This is a genomic window from Mycobacteroides abscessus ATCC 19977 (genome assembly GCF_000069185.1).
Classification (GTDB): domain Bacteria; phylum Actinomycetota; class Actinomycetes; order Mycobacteriales; family Mycobacteriaceae; genus Mycobacterium; species Mycobacterium abscessus.
In genome coordinates this window covers 2,610,126-2,628,588 of record NC_010397.1, presented here as the reverse complement: position 1 = coordinate 2,628,588, position 18,463 = coordinate 2,610,126, and the positions used below count along the sequence as shown (strand labels likewise).

Sequence of the window (18,463 nt, the reverse complement as noted above, 5' to 3'; positions counted from 1 at the left end):
CAGCACTTCGGTGAAAGTGCCAGCCGTGTGCTTCCGACACGCACGAAACCTGCTGTCCGCGAGAAGGTTCTCAAGCCCGTGAACATACTGATTCGTCCAGGGCCGCAGGCGAGCCCAGCTATCCGCGGCCGAAATCATTCCCATTCAATTACGGCAGCTTCTCCGTGAACGCCCCGTGCTGTGTGCCCGCCGTGGGCAATGTGATGGTGAAAACCGTCTCACCGGCAACGCTATTCACGCGGATCTCCCCGTGGTGCGCCTTGATCACCGCCGCGGCGATCGCCAGTCCCAAGCCCGTGCTGCCCGCACGGCGCGACCGCGACGTATCGCCGCGCGCGAACCGTTCGAAAATCTCGTTCTGCTGCCCGGCGGGAATGCCTGGTCCGTCATCTGCCACTGTGAGATAAGTGGAGTTGCCGTCGCTTCTCAGCGTCACTGTGACGGTGGTGCCGGGCGGTGTGTGGATACGGCAGTTAGACAACAGGTTCGCGACCACCTGGTGCAGGCGGGGTGTATCGCCACACACGATAACCGGATCTTCCGGCAAGTTGAGTAACCAACGATGTTCCGACGCGGCTATGTGTGCATCACTGGCAGCGTCGACCACAAGCCGGGACAGATCGACAGGTTCTTGAGCAAGAGGTCGCCCAGAGTCCAGTCGTGCTAGCAGCAGCAGATCTTCGACAAGCTCAGTCATACGGGCGGCTTCGGACTGCACCCGAGACATTGCGTGTGCCACATCTGTGGGCAACGCGTCGTGATTGCGTCGCGCGAGTTCGGCGTAACCGCTGATGGCAGCGAGCGGCGTCCGCAGTTCATGACTGGCATCGGCGACAAACTGACGCACTCGGGTCTCGCTGACATGCCGAGCGGACAGGGCGTCGTCGATACGCTCTAACATCCGGTTCAAGGCCGCACCAAGTTGTCCGAGTTCCGTGTGAGTCCGATTCGATGCGACGTCGATGATGGGCGTAGGAAGATTGACTTCGCCCCGGTGCAACTCCAATTCGGCGACTTCTTGTGCGGCTGTGGCTACCTGCGACAACGGATCGAGCTGACGACGGATTATGACTATCCCTGCACCGATCGCCGTGATCAGTGCAGCTGCACCCACCACACAGATGATGCCGAAGACCGACGACAAGGTCTGGCCGACGCCTTCTGCGGGGAGCCCAGTGACGATCACTGCTCCGCCATTGGTGGGCATCGTGACCAGACGGTACAGACCCGCATGGTCCAGATCGACCGTGCTGGTGGACTGCTGTAGCAGACCTTCCACCTCTCGACATGCCTGCGGAGAGAGACGCTCTCGTGAGCCGTCGGCCGTGATGCGAGCCGCTTCCGTGACGTGTCCATTGACAGCAACGGCCCCGACCATGCCAATGGACTGGCCCGGCGCGTCAAGGAATGCCGGCCCCGGACCGTCGGTGGGGCGCCAGCCGTTGGCAAGCGGTCGGGGAAGGGATAGCGGGGGTGGGGGACCTAGTTCGAACAAGACAACCGATCGGTTGCCGGCGTCCCGTACCTGCTCATCCAACTGGGTGTTCAGGAACCGGTTCATCGCAAGTAGGGTGCCCGCGCCAATACCCACGCAGACAAAAGCCAGCAACGCGGCCTGGACCGCCAATAGGCGCGCCCGCAGCGACCACGGCCTAGGCAGAGCACGGCGAATTGCTCTGCTAATGCGCCGGTTTGAGAACATATCCGGCGCCACGCAACGTATGAATCATGGGCTCGCGCCCTGTGTCTATCTTCTTCCGCAAGTACGAGATGTAGAGCTCGACCACATTGGAACGTCCACCGAAGTCATAACTCCACACCCGGTCAAGGATCTGATGCTTGCTCAGTACACGTTTGTTGTTGCGCATCATGAAGCGCAGGAGCTCAAACTCGGTGGCCGTCAGATTGATCAGCTCGCCGTCGCGGGTCACCTCGTGGCTGTCCTCGTCCAGGACAAGGTCGCCCACGATCAATCGTGCGTCGCCGCTGTCGCCCGCGATTCCCGTCCGACGCAGTAATGCCCGTAGGCGCAACACCACTTCCTCCAGGCTGAACGGCTTAGTCACGTAGTCGTCGCCGCCAGCGGTCAGGCCCGCTATCCGATCTTCCAGTGAGTCCTTCGCCGTGAGCAGCAACAGCGGCAATCCCGGGTAAAGGTCACGAAGCTGCCGCAGCACTTCCAGGCCGCTGACGTCAGGCAACATCACATCCAGCACCACAATGTCGGGATGTACCTGGCGCGCCAGTTTGACGGCACTCATGCCATCGCCGGCGACGTGAATTTCCCAGCCCTCGTAGCGCAGCGCCATCGAAATCAGCTCGGCCAACGAACGTTCGTCGTCGACAACTAATACCCTGACGGGGCTTCCGTCAGGCCGACGTAATGAGGAGCGTGCTTTCTCGGAGCTCACCGACGCTGCATCTGACATGGCCACCTACCGATCCTCAACGATCAGTCTATGCGTCAGCTGTGAGTCGCCTATGTGCGCTGTGTGGACGGGCAAAGAGCAAACTGCTATCCGTTGACTCGAACATACTGCGTCCGGGCATACGTGACAGCACCTTCTTGTCTTGCTTCCCTAAATGCCTTTTACACAAGCGGTTCCCGTTCTATGTGCTGGCCTTCAGCCGTGCGCCCACACATAGCAAACACACAGTCTGGACATATCTACCGCAAAATATCGGATCGTACTTTGGATATCGCCACATCTCCCGAGATGTAGCCATAACAGAAGGAGCAGCACGTGAAGATGGCAAGAGCACTGACCTACGGCGCTGTCGCAGGTGGCCTGACGCTGGGGATTCTAGGCTTTGGCGCCAGCGTTGCGTCGGCGGAGCCGCCTCCGCCCATCCCCGTCCCGGGCCTTCCCGGTCCCGGAGGGCCTCCGGGACCCGGCATACCTGGACCAGGTGTTCCAGGCCCGGGCCCGGGCATACCTGGACCTGGCGTTCCGGGCCCGGACGGACCCGGACCAGACGGGCCCTTCTTCCACTAGAGGCGCTCGCACGGTGGCTGGGAGGGGTGGTCGCCGGCTGGCAGCACCGCCCCTCTCAGGTTGATCCACCCGGATATCGACCTCATCACCAATACTGCCGAATTCTCTAAAAGCTCTGCCTAGCAATGCCTTTGGCAATCCACTCCGGATACGAGCGCTGAAGTATAGGGACGCGCCGAGGACGCGGCACGCCGTGGGGGTCGGGGGCGCGTGCCGCGTCCGGCTCGATGACCGCCGAGTCCGCCGCGCATTTTAGCGCAGAAGAGTGGGGCCATAGATCGCAAAACCTTATCGTCGCCGAAAAGCCCTGCTATAAAGAACGTTAACCCGACCGGCTTTGTATTAAATGGGCAGAATCTGTGCGTTGGCTATGGAACAAAACCTTCGATGCGAACAGAACCAGCTTTCCCATGGTGGTAGAAGTATTGCAGGGCAACACCATTCACAATCATTACGTCACTGTGACGCAATAATCCCTAGGGGGGCGCCGATGGACAGTGGGGTGGGTGCGGCCCCGACCGTGAATACGACTGCATGACTTAGGCCTTTTGTGCAGTCGGGTTCGCGCGTAGAGCACATTCATCTGTCGCATTGGGGAGTATGGCAATTCACCGAGCCTGGACGGTCGCCGCCGACTACACATGGCGAGGCGCCGGCTGGGCCACATTGCATTCCCTTGATGCACCAAGGCTCTGCCAAACGTCTCCGCCACACCGCTCGTCGAAGAACGACGAGGTGCCATACCGTCACAGTGACGTTTTGCCGCCATGGGACTGGGCGGGTAGGAGGAACACTCAAAACTCGAAAGATGCTGTTGTGGAGACTTTCTCGCACGCACCGATGGTTTAGACGGGACCCGATACGTATCGCTGGCGGGTCATGAGACGTCCGTTCACGGCGGGCGCTAGGTGTCGTTAGCTGCCCCTAGGGGCAGCAGCTTGCCTCGTGGGTGGGTGCCATTAGCCCAACCGAGGTCCATGCGGCAGCCTGAACCAATGTCACTCGGAACTCCTGCACATATCTAACGCCGATAAGACACATTATGTCAGTTATGCGGTGGTGATTCAGGATGTCTACGTCGTCGTGCACTGCTTGGTAGTGCAGGCCGCTGTCGGCGACGGTCGCGGTATATGGAACCGTCCACTCAGGCGACACCACAGAAACGTAATGGGCCGGTGTCGGAATAGTCATCGACCTGGAACCCAACGGTTGACAGCCGCGCCAGAAATCCAGGGGCGTCTGCATTTTTGCTCAGCGGAAGAAAGGTTCAACCGTGCCACTGAGCTTGACGACCATCGGATTTCCGCGGCGATCCTTCGCGGTGGGGACTTCAACACGCACCCAACCCTCGGCCACGTTGTATTCGTGAACATTGGTTTTCTCGACACCATTAAAGCGAATACCCACGTCGCGGCGAAGCACCTCTTCGCTATAGAAGGCGCTACGCGGATCGATGGAGAGGTGATTCGGTGGAACGTCTGTGTTCTGGTCCTCGGACATGATGGCCTTCGTTGAATGCTGCGTTTAGGTGCTCGGATTGTTCTCAAAGAATCTACGCGACCCTGCGGTAGTGGGTTGCGCGTAGGTCCAGGAGGGCCGCTCCCCCTGCCGTCCACACGTTCGTATCGGGAGGAACGCGCCTCTCTCCCATCGCGCACATCCACCAACCTGAGTACCGAATCTTCACAGGCGATCAGCGCCGCCGCCATCGCCATACCCCACTGTTGCTGCATGGTTGCGTGCCTGGTGGCGACTCGAACTGGCGTCTGGCTCGTCGGCCCGACCACTGAATGCGGCCCGCCTGCTCGGGGCGCACCACTTGGGTGGACACTATGACGTGGCCCTTTCTGCAACAGTTTTCAAAGTCGAACTTGGCATCTCCGATGTCGATCACGGCTACTACGCCGATCACGCGCTGACCGTGGCCCGCCATCCCAGCGAGACCGATGAACGGATGGTGGTGCGGTTGTTGGCTTTTGGGCTTCGTGCACACCGACTCAGCGATGTCGACGGCGAGTTGGCGTTCGGGCCAGGCCTGTCCACTCCTGGTGTACCGGACTTGCGGCTAGCCGACTACACCGGCCGGATCCTGGAATGGATCAACGTCGGCCAGCCCGATGAACGCGCATTGGGCAAGGCGGCCAGCCAGGCCGAACAGGTGCTGCTCTTCCCGTTCGCCGCCGGCGTGGCGACCTGGTGGCGCACCGCCGGCCCCAAAGTGGCGGGGCTGTCGAACCTGTCGGTAGTGCAGATACCGCATGCGGCGGTGCAGCAACTGGCCCAGACTGTCGATCGACGGGTCTCGGCGCAGGTGATGGTGATCGAGGGTCAGGTGACGATGACCATAGGCGGGGTCGACGTCACCTTCACGCCCGCGCCATTGGAGTAAACGACTGAGCCCGAGGTGCTAGTCGATAGCATCACCGTCTTGGATTCCGATCAGGTCAATCATGTTCACTGGCGCCATCAAGGCTGGGAAGCGGCCGCTTGCAGATCTGACGCGCCTCCTCGGCGGGCAGTCCGAGCAGTCGCAATACGTCTTCGGTGACCCGATCCGCGGCCGTCGCGTCATCGCGTTCGGGCTCTTGCTGCAAGAGCTTGCCGAGTCCGAGGAGCGCCCCGGCAGCGACGGCCAGGGCCAATTTGGAGTCGTCAACAGTGAATCGACCGGCAGCGACGCCTGCCGTGATGTCCCGTAATGCGCGTGGACCCAGGCCACGGTCTGAGCCTATAAGGCTGAGACCGTTGACCAGCAGGATCTGGCTCTCCTGCGGGCGGCGCCGAAACAGTCGGCCAGTAAGCCGAAAGCTGCAGGCAAATGTTTCAGCCGGGTCGTCGATCGACTCGGTGAGTCGATCGAGTAGCGCACCGTGGTTGTCGAGCACATCGGCCACGGCCGCATCGAAAAGCGCTTCCTTGCTGTCGAAGTGGTTGTAGAACGAACCCATTCCGACGTCTGCCGCCTGCGTGATCTCCAGGACCGGCACGTTGAGCTTGCCCTCGGCAATCAGTGCCTGCGCAGCCTGGATCAGCGCTGCGCGGGTGCGCTGTTTTCGCCGTTCCAGGCGGTTGGCCGGCTCGTCCTGCGATGCACTCACCAGCTCAGAATAGCAGCATCGATCAGTTTTGATGATTTCATCAGAACCTATTGACTGAGCGTTGCGTCGTATGTGACGATTTCCTCAGAATGAAAGGGTTAGGGATGAATGACCTGATCGGCGCGCATAACGAGCTCCACAGCGAGCAGGGCGGCCTGAAAGGCGAGCATTGCGGGCGCGCCCGCAACCCCGTAATCAAAGTGACTGATATCGCCTGGCTGGAATTCGAGAAACCGGACCTTCAGCGGGCCGAGGCGTTCGCGCGCGCGTTCGGTTTTGCCACCTCCCTACGAACCGGCGAGGAACTGCATCTGCGTGGCAGCGATTCGACCGCGCCGTGCGTAATCGTGCGGCGCGGAAACCGGAGCCGGTTTCTGGGAGTCGCGTTTGCCGCTGTCGACGGAGCGGATCTGCTGCGGCTGGCCACCGCGACCGGTGCACGGACCAGGCCGCTGCCCGCAGCCATCGGCGGCATGGCGGTCGATCTCGTCGACCCGGGAGGTGTGCCGGTGCATGTGGTGGCTGGAATGCACTCCCTCGGCGCGCTGCCGACGCAGGCTCTGCACCGCTACAACATGGGGCACGATTTTCGCCGCATCAACGCCACTCAGCGCCCGCGTCGGGAGCCGACCACCGTGCAACGGCTCGGTCACCTCGTCATGCAGTCGACGAAATACCTCGAGACGCTGAACTGGTATCTCGACACCCTCGGCATGATCGTCAGCGACTTCCTGTACTTCCCAGGCCAGCGCGATCGTGGGCCCACCATGAGCTTCATCCGATGCGATCGTGGTTCGACGCCCGCCGATCACCACACGCTGGCGCTGGCCTTGGGTCCCCAGAACCGTTATGTGCACTCGGCCTATCAGGTATGCGATTTGGACGCGCTGGCCGCCGGCGGCGAATACCTCACGGAGCAAGGATATTTCCGGTCCTGGGGAATCGGGCGCCACATCCAGGGCAGTCAGCTCTTCGACTACTGGCGTGACCCTGATGGCTTCATGGTCGAGCACTTCACCGATGGCGACTTGTTCGACTCGACCCTTCAACCGGGTTGGGCACCGTTCACGGCCTCCGGCCTAGCGCAGTGGGGACCGCCGGTGAGCAAGGACTTCCTCGGGACCAACCCGAAATCCCTACCTCACGAAGCACAGTCGATCTTCGCGGCCCTGCGAGGCGACAACGAATTCGATATCAACCGACTCATCGGCCTACTGAAAGTAGCGAACTCATGACCATCGCAATCCTGCGCACCGCCGACGCCTGGTGGGTGCACACCGCCACCGGCGCCGTGCGAATCGACAGCTCGGCAACGACCACCGGCGGGCTACTCTCCGATCGGGCCGCCATAGCCGCCGCGACGCGTGGCGGCGACGCAGTGCCTATCGACGCCCTTGAGCTGCTCTCCCCCGTCACCGCTCCCTGCCGTGTGGTCGCTCAGATGACCAACTTCGCCTCGCATGTCAAAGACGCCGGCATGGACCCAAAGACCATCCCGCTCACGTTTTTTCGCAAGTCTTCTAGCTCGATCAGCGGACCTTTCGACGACATCGTCAAACCCGCCCACGTGCAGTACCTGGACTACGAAGTAGAGATCGGCATCGTGATCGGACAAACCATCGAGGTGGGTTCGGTGATCACCCGGGACAATCTGGCCGACTACATCACGGCCTGGGTGGTGACCAATGATGTGTCGGCCCGCGACGTGCAACTGACCAAAACCCAATTTTACGAAGCCAAATCATATCCAACGTTCACACCGGTTGGCCCGTCACTGGTACTGATCGATCCTGCTGAACTGCAACGATTTAACGAGCTGCGGCTCCAGTTAAAGGTCAACGGGCAACTCCGCCAGAACATGCTGGTCGGCGCCGACATGATCTTCTCGCCGCTGCAGGCGCTACAGGCGCTGACCCGATTCCAACGTCTTGACGCCGGAGATCTGCTGTTGACAGGAACACCGGTCGGCACCGCACTCAGCGCCCCACCCAAACCGGTCGAAAAGATCGGTGCGCTGCTACCGCCCGCACTCAAATGGCGGCTGTTCTTCGCCTCTCAGGGCAAAAACCCCAAGTACCTGCACGACGGCGACGTGGTGGAGGCCTCGGTGGCCACCGATGACGGCAGCATCTGCCTGGGAACCCAGCGCACCACGGTGAGATTCTCGTGAAGTCCGACGATCTATTGTGGCCTTGCTACCGCGGGCCCGAGGATCTGGCCGCGATCGAATCGATCCCGTTGTCGCAGCGCGGCCTGCCGGTATCGACCTATGCGCTGCTGCACCGGGCAGCCAGGATGTGGCCAGATAGATCGGCAGTGACGGTGATCCCCGATACCACGCGGTGGCGTGAACCGATGCGCCGCACCTTCAGCCAGTTGCTCGCCGACGTGCATCGCACGGCGAACCTGCTCGCCGATGTCGGTGTCGGCCGTACCGACGCGGTCGCGCTGATTGCCCCCAACTGCGCCCAACTCATCACCGCGACCCTGGCCGCGCAACTCGCCGGCATCGCGGCACCGATCAACGGTGCCCTGTCCGCCGACCACGTCACCGAACTGGTGCAGCGTTCGGGGGCAAGAGTTCTCATCGCCGCCGCACCGCAGCTCGATCAGAACTGTTGGGATCTGGCCGAACAGTTGGCCCGGCGCGGCGTTGTCGATACCGTGCTGGTCTTGGCGGCGTCAGAAGGCGAACCCACCGCGGCTGTGCCTGCGGTGATCGGTCACGCCAGGGTGGGCTACCTTGCCGAACTCGCTGAATCCTATGACAGCACCAGGTTCTCTGGCACCCTGCCGGCGGCGGCTGATCTGGCGGCGCTCTTTCACACCGGCGGCACCACCGGAACACCGAAGCTGGCCGCCCACACTCACGCCAACGAAGTGTCCGACGCCTGGATGATCGCGGCGAGCTCACTGCTCGATGAGAACTCGGTGGCCTTGGCGGCGCTACCGCTGTTCCACGTCAACGCGTTGGTCGTGACGATCCTGGCACCGCTGTTGCGCGGCCAGCACACGGTGTGGGCCGGCCCACTGGGCTTTCGCGACCCCGCGCTCTACGCGCATCTGTGGAAGATCGTGCAGCACTACGACATCAACATCATCAGCGCCGTGCCCACGGTCTACTCGGTGCTGTCTCAGCTCCCGGTCGATGCCGACATCACCAGCTTGCAATTCGCCCTAGTAGGTGCCTCGGCACTACCGGAGTCGGTGCGCCGGAGCTTTCAGTCCCACACCGGCGTGCCGCTGGTGCAGGGATACGGGTTGACCGAAGCCACCTGCGCGAGCATCCGCAGCTTCCCGGATCATCTTCGCCCCGGATCGGTAGGTCAACGGCTGCCATACCAACAGGTCAAAATTGCCCGCAAGAGCGAGGCCCGATGGCAGAATCTGCCGGCGGGCTCTGTCGGACACCTACTTATCAATGGGCCCAACGTTTTTCCAGGCTATGTCACCGCACGTACCGACATCGGCTTCGAACTCGATGGGTGCGGGGTGCTGGACGGCGGCTGGCTCGACACCGGGGACTTGGCGCGGATCGATGCCGAAGGCTACGTGTTCCTGGCGGGACGGACCAAGGACTTGATCATTCGCGGCGGCCACAACATCGATCCAGCTACCACCGAAGATGCGCTGCTATCGCATCCGGCGGTAACCGGTGCCGCCGCCGTCGGCCGACCCGACCCGCACGCCGGCGAGATCCCGGTCGCGTACGTCACCGTCGCCGCCAACACCCAGGTAAGCCATCAACAGTTACAAGACTGGGCCACAACGCATGTCACTGAACCAACGGCGGCACCCAAAGTGGTCACCATTGTCGACGCACTTCCTGTCACGGCAATCGGCAAACCGCACAAATTGCCACTACGCGCCGACGCCACCCGGGTCGCACTACAGCATGCACTGACCGGAATCGGTGGTGTACATGCTGTTGAGGCCGGCGTCGAGGACGGCACCGTCACCGCGATGGTGACCGTCGGCGAGGACGCTGACACTACCGCCATCCAGACAATCCTCGACTGCTACGCGGTCACTGCGCAGATCCGGCGCCCGTCGTGAACGCCTCAGCACAGCTGTCGTTTCCGGTTGTCATCATCGGCGCGGGACCAACCGGCGTCACCGCCGCGACGCTGTTGGCTCAGCACGGCGTGCAGTGCCTGCTCCTTGAGCGGTGGGCCACGGTGTACCCCCAGCCGCGGGCAGTGCATCTGGACGACGAGATCTACCGCATTCTGGCCCAGCTGGGCATCGCCGAGCAGTTCGCCACCATCTCCCGGCCCGGCGCCGGCATGCGGTTGCTCGATCACCGCGGGCAGATCCTGAGCCAGATCGCACGCGCCCCGATCGGCACGCATGGATACCCGCAAGCCAACATGTTCGACCAGCCCGAACTCGAGCAGCTGCTGCGCGCCAACCTCACCAACTATCCGCAGGTCTCGTTGCGCGGCGGCGTCGAAGTCACGACCATCGCACACATCAGCGCCAGTCAGGTGCAGGTGACGTTCACCGACCGTGACAGCGGCGACGAGCACAAGGTCACAGCAACCTACGTACTCGGCTGCGACGGCGCCAACAGCGTGGTCAGGGCCGCGATCGGCGCCAGCATGACGGCGCGGCGATTCGCGCAACGATGGCTCGTGGTCGACCTGAACACCGACGCCGACCTAGGCCACTGGGACGGCGTGCACCACCTGTGCGACCCAGACCGAGCGACCACATTCATGCGAGTCGGGGAACGTCGCTATCGCTGGGAATTCAAACTGCACCCCGGCGAGACCGCCGCAGACTACGACACCGTCGAGAAACTGCGACCACTGATCGCTGTCTGGACGGGTGCGAGCGCGATCAGCGAGCTGACCCTGATTCGGGTCACCGAATACACCTTCCGTGCCCACGTCGCCAGCCACTGGCGTGATCGCAATGTGTTCATTCTCGGCGATGCCGCTCACCTGACACCGCCGTTCGTGGGACAAGGCATGGGGGCTGGAATCAGAGACGCGGCCAATCTCACCTGGAAACTGGCCGGAGTACTCGACGGCCAGCTGCCTACACGCGTGCTGGATACCTACGAACAAGAACGAAAACCGCACGCCTGGAAAATGATCACCATCGCACTGGCCGTTGGAGCGGCTATGACCGCCCGCGGCACAGCTGCCACGGCTATACGGAACCTGCTTGTTCCACGCCTGCAGTACATCCCAGGGCTACGGTCGCGGATACAGCACTCAGGCACGCCAGCCCTCACACGGTCTGCACTGGTGAACAAGACCCCACGCTGCCGACAACTAGCTGGCACACAGATCCCTAATCTTGTTCTGAGCCAAGGCCATCGGATCGACACCTTATTGGGCAGCGGGTTCGCGCTCGTCGCCTCCGAAACCGTCGACGCCGATCAGCAAGCACAGCTGCGTCGGCGCGGCGCAGCCATCATCGTCGAACCCCGCGGATCCGAGCTCGATCGATGGCTGCGCCGCGGCGGTGCCCGCGCGGCCCTGATCCGCCCCGACCGCACCGTCATGCAGACGGCCCGCAGCCCCAGCCAGATAGCTTTCACCACAACGCTATTTGCCCCAACCCACCAGCCCGCCCCTACCTACCGGGAGACCCCATGAAACACCGCACCGAAAGGTCTCGGTTATGAGTCGACGCAAACAACCAAGAGGGCAAGCCGGCCGAATTCTGGGCGCGTTGTGGATGCCCCTGGTGGCGCTGATCGTCATCGCGGTCGTGGGTTTCGGGGTCAACCGGATTCGGGAGAAGTCGCAGGCCATAAGCCATCCGCCGACGACGCGTCCGATTCCGGCCACAGTTGTCCAGATCAATCCCAAGAACGTCACCTATGAGGTGTTCGGCAATCTGGGAACCAGCGGGAAAGTGTCCTATGCCAATCTCAATAGCGAACCCGTCGATGTCGTGCTGACATCATTGCCGTGGTCGGTTTCTGAAACCACCACGTCGTCCGCGGTGTCGCTGAGCCTGGTCGCACAGGTGGACGGCGACTCGTTGGGATGCCGTATCCGGGTCAATGGCGAGGTTCGTGAGGAACAGGTCGTCAACCACACCGGCGCCGCGGTCGCATGCACGGTGACGGCAGCATGACCTCGGGCCAGCAGCCGCCGCTGCCCGGTGACGATGCCGACACGGGACCGGTTCCGGTGCCGACCCAACGCGCGATGAGGCACGAAACGCACAAACATCCAGCCGCCGCACGCTGGCTTCGTGTACTGGCGATTCCGGTGGTGCTTTTTTGGGTCATTGCCGCCGCTGTCCTGAACATCTTCGTGCCCTCCCTGGAAGAAACGACCGCCGCTAACGCCAAGGCCATGATTCCGCGTGATGCACCGTCCTCGGCGGCCGCGATCACCCAGGGCCAGGACTTCCAGGAGTCTGCCTACACCAGCGCTGCGGTCATCGTGCTCGAGACCCAGGGCCGCACGCTCGGCGAGCAGGACCGCCAGTACTACAACAAATTGGTCCGTGGACTGCTCGACGACAAAGAGCATGTGCAGTCGCTGATGGACCTGTGGGGTGATCCGGTAACGAGGTCGGGCCAGCAGAGCGCGGACGCACGGGCCGCAACCTTGACGGTACGGCCGACCGGAGATTTGGCTGACGCTGACTCCAACAGGTCGATCAAGGCAATCCGCGGCACCGTGGAAAAGCTCGACAAAGAAAAACCGGACGGCCTCAGGGTCTACGTCAGTGGGCCGGCGCCGCTGGCCTCGGATACCCTCACCGCCGCTGACGAGAGCATGCTCATGCTGACGATCGTCACCATTGTGGTGATCATCATCATGCTGCTCATCGCCTACCGATCATTCACACGGGCGATCATTCCTCTTGTTGGCGTGTTGATTACGTTGGCCACCGCGCGCGGCGTGGTCTCGCTGCTGGTCGAAAACCACATCATTGGAATCTCGTCGTTCGCCATGAACATGGCGGTGTCTTTGGTTCTCGGTGTGGCCACCGATTACGGCATCTTCTATCTTGGTCGCTTTCAGGAGGCCCTCCGGTCCGGGAGGACCGTGAGTCGGCGTACTACACCTCGGTGCGCAGCGTCGCGCACGTCGTCATCGGATCGGGTGTGGCGATCTCGGGTGCGTGCCTGTGCCTGAGCCTCACTACGCTCGACTACTTCCGCACCCTGGGCCCGCCGTGCTTCGCAGCGATGGTGGTGGCTGTTATCTCGGCACTCACGCTGGGGCCGGCGTTGTTGACGCTGGGCAGCAAGGTGCCGTGGCTGTCCGAGCCCGCAAAAACCAGCCCGGCCTGGCGCAAGCTGGGTACGGCGATCGCCAAGTGGCCGGCGGCGATGATCGCGGTTGCGGCCCTGGTGATCCCACTGTGCATCGCCAACCTGGCCAACTACACGGTGAGCTACAACGATCGCGACTACGCGCCCAAGAGCGTCGAATCCTCCCAAGGCTATGCGGCAGCCGACCGGCATTTCCAGCCGAGCCAGCTCTCCATCGACACCCTGTACATCAAGGCCGACCACGATATGCGCAACACCACCGACATGATCAGCCTGGATCGCCTCGCCAAAAATATCGTGCGCACACCGGGTATTTCGATGGTGCAGAGCATCACCCGACCCAATGGACGGCCGCTGGAACACGCGTCACTGCCGTATGCGATGGGTTCGATGGGAACCAAGATCGGTCAGAATCTCGGCTTCTTGAAAGACCGCGTCGCCGATATCGACGCCATCGCCGCCCGCATGGGCGACATGATTGCCTCGACCGAAAAGATGGCGGGCCTCACACGGCAGTTGGCTGAAGGCGCCCAGATCTCCACAGAGGCCGCTAAGGGGCTCAAGGAAGTAATGGAGAAGATGCGCGACAACATAGCCAACTTCGATGACTCCTTCCGCCCGATACGCAACTATCTGTATTGGGAGCCACACTGCTTCGACATCCCGATGTGTTGGGCCATGCGCTCGCTGAACGAGTCGCTCGACAGCATCGACGAAACGACGCAATACTTAGGGCCGATGGTCGATGGTCTGACAAAGATCTCCACCGCCACCCCGCAGATGATCACCCAGCTCAACGCAATGGTGCAGAACATGACCGTCATGCAACGGCTGACACTGACCACGCAGAGCCTGCTCCATGCAACCGTCACCCAGATGGAGCCGATGGTCAACCCGATGGTCGACATGGCGCAGGCGTTCGACAACGCCAAGAACGACGATTTCTTCTTCCTGCCACCGGATTCCTTCAAAACCAAGGACTTTCAGTCTGGGTTGAAATTCATGATGACACCCGATGGCAAGGGCGCCCGCATCATGATTTATCACCAGGGTGAAGCGATGAGCCCCGAGGGCATCGATCAGATCCGGCGCGCCGATGCCGCCGCTCACGAGGCCATCAAGGGCACCTCGTTGTCGGGCGTAGAGCTTCTCATGGCCGGCTCATCCGCTAATTTCCGCGATGTTCAAGCGTTTTCCATGAACGACATCCTGACGATGATGCTGGCCACATTCGGATTGGTGTTCCTGATCGTGATGGCCATCACCCGTACCCTGGCCGGTTCGGTGATCGTGCTGATCACTGTGGTGCTGTCTTTTCTCGGCTCACTGGGACTGGCAGTCTTCATCTGGGAAACTCTGCTCGGTATCGAATTACATTGGCTCACACTGCCCATCGCCTTCATCGTGCTCGTCGGCGTGGGATGCGACTACAACCTGCTGCTGCTCTCCCGGTATCGGGAAGAGTTGTCGGCGGGTATTCGCACGGGCCTGATCCGCACTATTGCAGGTTCGGGCAATGTCGCTGTCACCGCGGCGTTCGTACTCGCCGGCACCATGCTCGCCATGCTCTCCAGCGACGTGGTCAACATCGGCCAGGCCGGAGCAACCATCTGCATCGGACTGGTCTTCGACATGATGATCGTGCGCCTCTTCCTGGTCATGCCGCTGGCCCGGCTACTCGGCCCGTGGTTCTGGTGGCCGCAGAAACTACCCCGGCGCCAGCCCGTTCAACTCAGGGGCACACCGGGCCCCGGGCCACAAGCCATCAGCGAGGCCGGCCCCCACGTGTAGATGCACGGTCATGACCAAAGGCATCCACGTGCAAGGGCGAGCAGTCCCGACCGGCATCCGAACTTGAGCAACGTGATCTGCGCACACTCCAGCGGATGTACGACCTCTCTCCCCCTCCCTGGGTGTCCGTTGCCACAGAGGATGCCAGTGTTGTCGGTGATCGGGTCAGCGGTCGGAATTGGTGGCGTTGTTCCTGGGATGTTGTCAATGAGGCGTGATCGTCGTTGACGGCGGAGACTTGTTGCCGTGAATGGCTCGCAGCTTGTTCTTGGTCCGGTACTGGTGTCGGTGTGTGTGGTGATGGTGCTGGCGTCGGCCGCGGTGTACCGGGTGGCCGCTATCGGATCGGTGTGGACGGTGCCGTGGGCATCACTGCGGGGTGTGGTGCAGTTGGCGGCCGTCGCTGGTGTTTTGGTGGCGGCGATGGCCCGGCTGTGGTCCTCGGCGCTGGTGCTGGCGGGCATGTTTGTGGTGGCCGGTGTGACTGCCGCCAAACGTATTGGTGCGAGCCGGGGTGCGGCGTGGGCGGTCGGCGCGCTGGCCGTGGGGTGGGTGTCGGTGCTGCCGCTGCTGCTGGTGTCGGGTGCGGTGCCGCTGACCGGTGTGGCGGTGGTTCCGATCGCGGCCATTGTGCTGGGCAATGCGATGACCAGTATCTCAGTGGCGGCACGGCTGGCGCTGGACGCTATCGCGGCGCGTGCGGGTGAGGTAGAGGCCGCGTTGAGCTTGGGTATGAGTCAGCGCGATTCGCGGATGGGGGTGATCGACCAGGTGGCGGCCACTTCCCTGCTGCCGACGGTCGATTCGACCCGCACCGTCGGATTGGTCACCTTGCCGGGCGCGTTCGTGGGTGTGCTGCTGAGCACCGGTTCAGCGGCGCAGGCTGCGGCCGTGCAGATTCTCATTCTGATTGCGCTGCTGCTGTCCCAGACGTGCGCTGTCGCGGTGACGATCGAGCTGATCGCCCGCGGCATCATCGGCCGCGCGCCCCGCACGGCAGGCTAACAGAGATAGATGTTCAGGAGCAGGCCCGAAGCACGACCGGCAGTGCCCACGGCGGTGAGGCGGACGACCTGGTCAGGGCTGGTTGCGTTGGAAGGGTTTCCGACGGTCGTGCTGCTCGGTCCAAGCCGACAGCACCGCGGCCAACTAGCGGCAGCCGTACCTCCACGGACAGAACCAATGTCTCAGTGTCCAAACCAGATTCTCGCCGTTTTCGCTCCCGATGATTCAGCGCCGTTGCGTCAGTCCTTTGATGAGCAGGTCAAGACCGAAGGCGAAATCGAGTTGGATTTCTCTCGGTGCCCCAACCAGATTAGTGCGGCGACAACAGCTCAGGGCTCCACAACGCCGGCAACGCCGAGGCTGATCAACAGTTCCCTCACTCGCTGTTCGATGTCGTCACGAATCGGCCGTATAGCTTCTACGGATTGTCCGGCAGGGTCGGCGAGCTCCCAATTCTCGTAGCGCTTTCCGGGAAAATACGGGCAGCTGTCGTCACAGCCCATCGTGACCACGACATCAGCGGCCTGCACAGTTTCGACCGACCACGGTTTGGGATACTCGGTGGTGATATCGATACCCACTTCGTGCATGACTGCGATTGCGGCGGGGTTGATCTGGTCGGCCGGCTCGGAACCACCCGACATTCCGACCGCGTTGCCTCTGGCCAGATTCGTAAAGTACCCCAGTGCCATTTGGGAGCGCCCGGCATTGTGGGTACATAAGAACAGCACCGTCGGCTTATCGGTCATCGTTCGGATCCTCTTCAGTATGCGAAGCGTGCTGAGTTTCAGGATCGAATCGCCGTCGCAGCGCGAGTGAGACGTACACCAACGCCACCAACACCGGCACCTCGATGAGTGGCCCGACCACCCCGGCCAAGGCTTGACCGGAGGTCGCACCATAAGTGGCGATGGCCACCGCGATCGCCAGCTCAAAGTTGTTTCCCGCGGCGGTAAATGCCAGCGTGGTGGTACGCGCATACCCGAGGCCGAGGGATGCGCCGAGCAGGTATCCCCCGCCCCACATGATGGCGAAATAGGCCAGCAGCGGCAGCGCGATTCGTGCCACGTCCCAGGGATGGGAGGTGATTTGGGCGCCTTGTAACGCGAAGAGAATCACGATGGTGAACAACAATCCGTATAGCGCCCACGGGCTGATCGCTGGCAGGAACTTCGACTCGTACCAGCCACGCCCTCTGACCTTCTCGCCGAACCGTCGGGACAGATATCCGGCCATCAGCGGTATTCCCAGAAATATCAAGACTGATGTGGCGATCTCCCACGGTGAGGCCGTGATGGCTGTTTGAGGCAGGTGCAACCAGCCGGGCAGCACCGACAAATAGAACCAGCCCAGGGCCGCGAACGTCAGCACCTGGAACAGTGAGTTCAGGGCCACCAGCACGGCGGCTGATTCGCGGTCTCCGCACGCCAGATCGTTCCAGATGATCACCATGGCAATGCATCTGGCCAGGCCCACGATGATCAGTCCGGTGCGATACTCCGGCAGATCTGGCAGCAACAGCCACGCCAAGGTGAACATCAGGGCCGGGCCCAGCACCCAGTTCAGCACGAGGGACCCGGCCAGCAGCTTGCGGTCACCGGCAACGGAGCCGAGGCGGTCGTAGCGCACCTTGGCCAACACCGGGTACATCATGATCAGTAGGCCGACAGCAATGGGCAGTGAAATGCCGTCGACCTGAACCTTTTCCAGCGCCGAGTTCAGGCCGGGAACGTTTCGTCCAAGCAGCAGTCCGGCAGCCATTGCCAGTCCGATCCACAGCGGCAAGTAGCGATCTAGCGTCGAGAGCTTTCCTACCGTGGTGTCCGCATTGCGCGCGGCCGTCGCCTGGCTCATGACGTGGCGCAGCAAGAAGGCGCCGTACTACCGCCAGGATTCTTGTCGGTCAGCCGTGGGGTGTCACCGAAGGTCTCCGAGTCGGCCAACACCGCGTAGATTTCCCACTTCTCGTGGTCCGGTGCGGTTACCCACACCTTGTCCTGGGTGGCAAAACAGCACGTGGTGCCGATCTCCTCTTCGGTGAACATCTCGGCCGCGGTCAGCCGGGCGATCTCTGAGTGCACGCGCTCGCTGGAGTCCACCTGCACCCCCAGATGATTTATGGTGCCGCCGTGGCCCGGGTTCTCGATGAGCACCAACTTCAGAGGCGGCTCATCGACGGCAAAGTTGGCATAGCCCGGTTTACGCTTCGCTGGATCGACACCGAATAGCTTGGAATAGAACAGGATCGACGCATCCAGGTCGTCGACATTCAGCGCTAGCTGTATACGGGACATCGGAGCCACCTCCACTACTAATGAGAT

Annotated in this window: 14 protein-coding genes and 1 pseudogene; 8 read left to right on the top strand and 7 right to left on the bottom strand. The window is 62.1% G+C overall.

Features of this window, described 5'->3' with window-relative positions; translation table 11 throughout:
* Positions 1-148: 148 nt before the first annotated feature.
* The 3 genes from MAB_RS13130 to MAB_RS13120 form a co-directional block, all read right to left on the bottom strand.
* Positions 149-1,702: a sensor histidine kinase gene (locus MAB_RS13130; RefSeq protein ID WP_005130271.1), complete on the bottom strand. Its 1,554-nt coding sequence runs from the start codon at positions 1,700-1,702 to the stop codon at positions 149-151.
* Positions 1,680-2,429 (bottom strand): response regulator transcription factor, encoded by a 750-nt coding sequence (locus MAB_RS13125; protein WP_005082111.1) that lies wholly within the window; start codon positions 2,427-2,429, stop codon positions 1,680-1,682. Before MAB_RS13125 ends, MAB_RS13130 begins: the two co-directional genes overlap by 23 nt.
* 1,818 nt (positions 2,430-4,247) lie before the next feature.
* Positions 4,248-4,496 (bottom strand): DUF3297 family protein, encoded by a 249-nt coding sequence (locus tag MAB_RS13120; protein WP_005058085.1) that lies wholly within the window; start codon positions 4,494-4,496, stop codon positions 4,248-4,250.
* Positions 4,497-4,833: 337 nt separating this feature from the next.
* Here MAB_RS13120 and MAB_RS13115 point away from each other — a divergent pair, with 337 nt between their 5' ends.
* A complete protein-coding gene (locus tag MAB_RS13115) occupies positions 4,834-5,385 on the top strand; it encodes a YaeQ family protein (protein ID WP_005058086.1) in 552 nt (183 codons plus the stop codon).
* A gap of 55 nt (positions 5,386-5,440) precedes the next feature.
* Here MAB_RS13115 and MAB_RS13110 read toward each other — a convergent pair whose 3' ends face one another.
* The gene (locus tag MAB_RS13110) at positions 5,441-6,094 is read right to left on the bottom strand and encodes a TetR/AcrR family transcriptional regulator (protein ID WP_005111103.1); all 654 of its coding nucleotides are present in this window, start codon (positions 6,092-6,094) and stop codon (positions 5,441-5,443) included.
* Positions 6,095-6,198: 104 nt separating this feature from the next.
* On the opposite strand from MAB_RS13110, the gene MAB_RS13105 reads away from it, so the two are divergent.
* The 7 genes and pseudogenes from MAB_RS13105 to MAB_RS13075 all read left to right on the top strand — a co-directional run bounded on the left by MAB_RS13105 (position 6,199) and on the right by MAB_RS13075 (position 16,142).
* A complete protein-coding gene (locus tag MAB_RS13105; RefSeq protein WP_005093421.1) occupies positions 6,199-7,329 on the top strand; it encodes a VOC family protein in 1,131 nt (376 codons plus the stop codon).
* Positions 7,326-8,264, top strand: coding sequence for a fumarylacetoacetate hydrolase family protein (locus MAB_RS13100; RefSeq protein ID WP_005111100.1), 939 nt, complete (start codon positions 7,326-7,328; stop codon positions 8,262-8,264). The genes MAB_RS13105 and MAB_RS13100 overlap by 4 nt, the downstream gene beginning before the upstream one ends.
* Entirely contained in the window at positions 8,261-10,150 is a 1,890-nt protein-coding gene (locus MAB_RS13095; protein WP_005111099.1) for an acyl-CoA synthetase, read from the top strand. The genes MAB_RS13100 and MAB_RS13095 overlap by 4 nt, the downstream gene beginning before the upstream one ends.
* Complete coding sequence (gene mhpA, locus MAB_RS13090) at positions 10,147-11,703, top strand: bifunctional 3-(3-hydroxy-phenyl)propionate/3-hydroxycinnamic acid hydroxylase MhpA (RefSeq protein ID WP_005111097.1); 1,557 nt, start codon at positions 10,147-10,149, stop codon at positions 11,701-11,703. The genes MAB_RS13095 and mhpA overlap by 4 nt, the downstream gene beginning before the upstream one ends.
* A 25-nt stretch (positions 11,704-11,728) precedes the next feature.
* Positions 11,729-12,190: an MmpS family transport accessory protein gene (locus tag MAB_RS13085; protein ID WP_025239448.1), complete on the top strand. Its 462-nt coding sequence runs from the start codon at positions 11,729-11,731 to the stop codon at positions 12,188-12,190.
* A pseudogene (locus MAB_RS13080) lies at positions 12,187-15,137 on the top strand (MMPL/RND family transporter). Before MAB_RS13085 ends, MAB_RS13080 begins: the two are co-directional and overlap by 4 nt.
* Before the next feature lie 246 nt (positions 15,138-15,383).
* Entirely contained in the window at positions 15,384-16,142 is a 759-nt protein-coding gene (locus MAB_RS13075; RefSeq protein ID WP_005082087.1) for an ABC transporter permease, read from the top strand.
* A 329-nt stretch (positions 16,143-16,471) separates the two neighbouring features.
* Here the strand turns inward: MAB_RS13075 and MAB_RS13070 are convergent, their stop codons facing one another.
* From MAB_RS13070 to MAB_RS13060, 3 genes are read right to left on the bottom strand one after another with little or no spacing between them, the layout of a single operon-like run.
* Positions 16,472-16,891, bottom strand: a complete 420-nt coding sequence (locus MAB_RS13070) for an arsenate reductase ArsC (protein WP_012296564.1) — start codon at positions 16,889-16,891, stop codon at positions 16,472-16,474.
* The gene (gene arsB, locus MAB_RS13065) at positions 16,881-17,996 is read right to left on the bottom strand and encodes an ACR3 family arsenite efflux transporter (RefSeq protein WP_005111087.1); all 1,116 of its coding nucleotides are present in this window, start codon (positions 17,994-17,996) and stop codon (positions 16,881-16,883) included. The genes MAB_RS13070 and arsB overlap by 11 nt, the downstream gene beginning before the upstream one ends.
* Complete coding sequence (locus tag MAB_RS13060) at positions 17,993-18,436, bottom strand: ArsI/CadI family heavy metal resistance metalloenzyme (protein WP_005111086.1); 444 nt, start codon at positions 18,434-18,436, stop codon at positions 17,993-17,995. The genes arsB and MAB_RS13060 overlap by 4 nt, the downstream gene beginning before the upstream one ends.
* Positions 18,437-18,463: the final 27 nt, after the last annotated feature.

Bases quoted from the DNA above. Each gene is read 5' to 3' on its own strand.
- MAB_RS13130 (WP_005130271.1), bottom strand. From the start codon at position 1,702: ATGTTCTCAAACCGGCGCATTAGCAGAGCAATTCGCCGTGCTCTGCCT.
- MAB_RS13125 (WP_005082111.1), bottom strand. From the start codon at position 2,429: ATGTCAGATGCAGCGTCGGTGAGCTCCGAGAAAGCACGCTCCTCATTA.
- MAB_RS13120 (WP_005058085.1), bottom strand. From the start codon at position 4,496: ATGTCCGAGGACCAGAACACAGACGTTCCACCGAATCACCTCTCCATC.
- MAB_RS13105 (WP_005093421.1), top strand. From the start codon at position 6,199: ATGAATGACCTGATCGGCGCGCATAACGAGCTCCACAGCGAGCAGGGC.
- MAB_RS13100 (WP_005111100.1), top strand. From the start codon at position 7,326: ATGACCATCGCAATCCTGCGCACCGCCGACGCCTGGTGGGTGCACACC.
- MAB_RS13085 (WP_025239448.1), top strand. From the start codon at position 11,729: ATGAGTCGACGCAAACAACCAAGAGGGCAAGCCGGCCGAATTCTGGGC.
- MAB_RS13070 (WP_012296564.1), bottom strand. From the start codon at position 16,891: ATGACCGATAAGCCGACGGTGCTGTTCTTATGTACCCACAATGCCGGG.
- arsB (WP_005111087.1), bottom strand. From the start codon at position 17,996: ATGAGCCAGGCGACGGCCGCGCGCAATGCGGACACCACGGTAGGAAAG.
- MAB_RS13060 (WP_005111086.1), bottom strand. From the start codon at position 18,436: ATGTCCCGTATACAGCTAGCGCTGAATGTCGACGACCTGGATGCGTCG.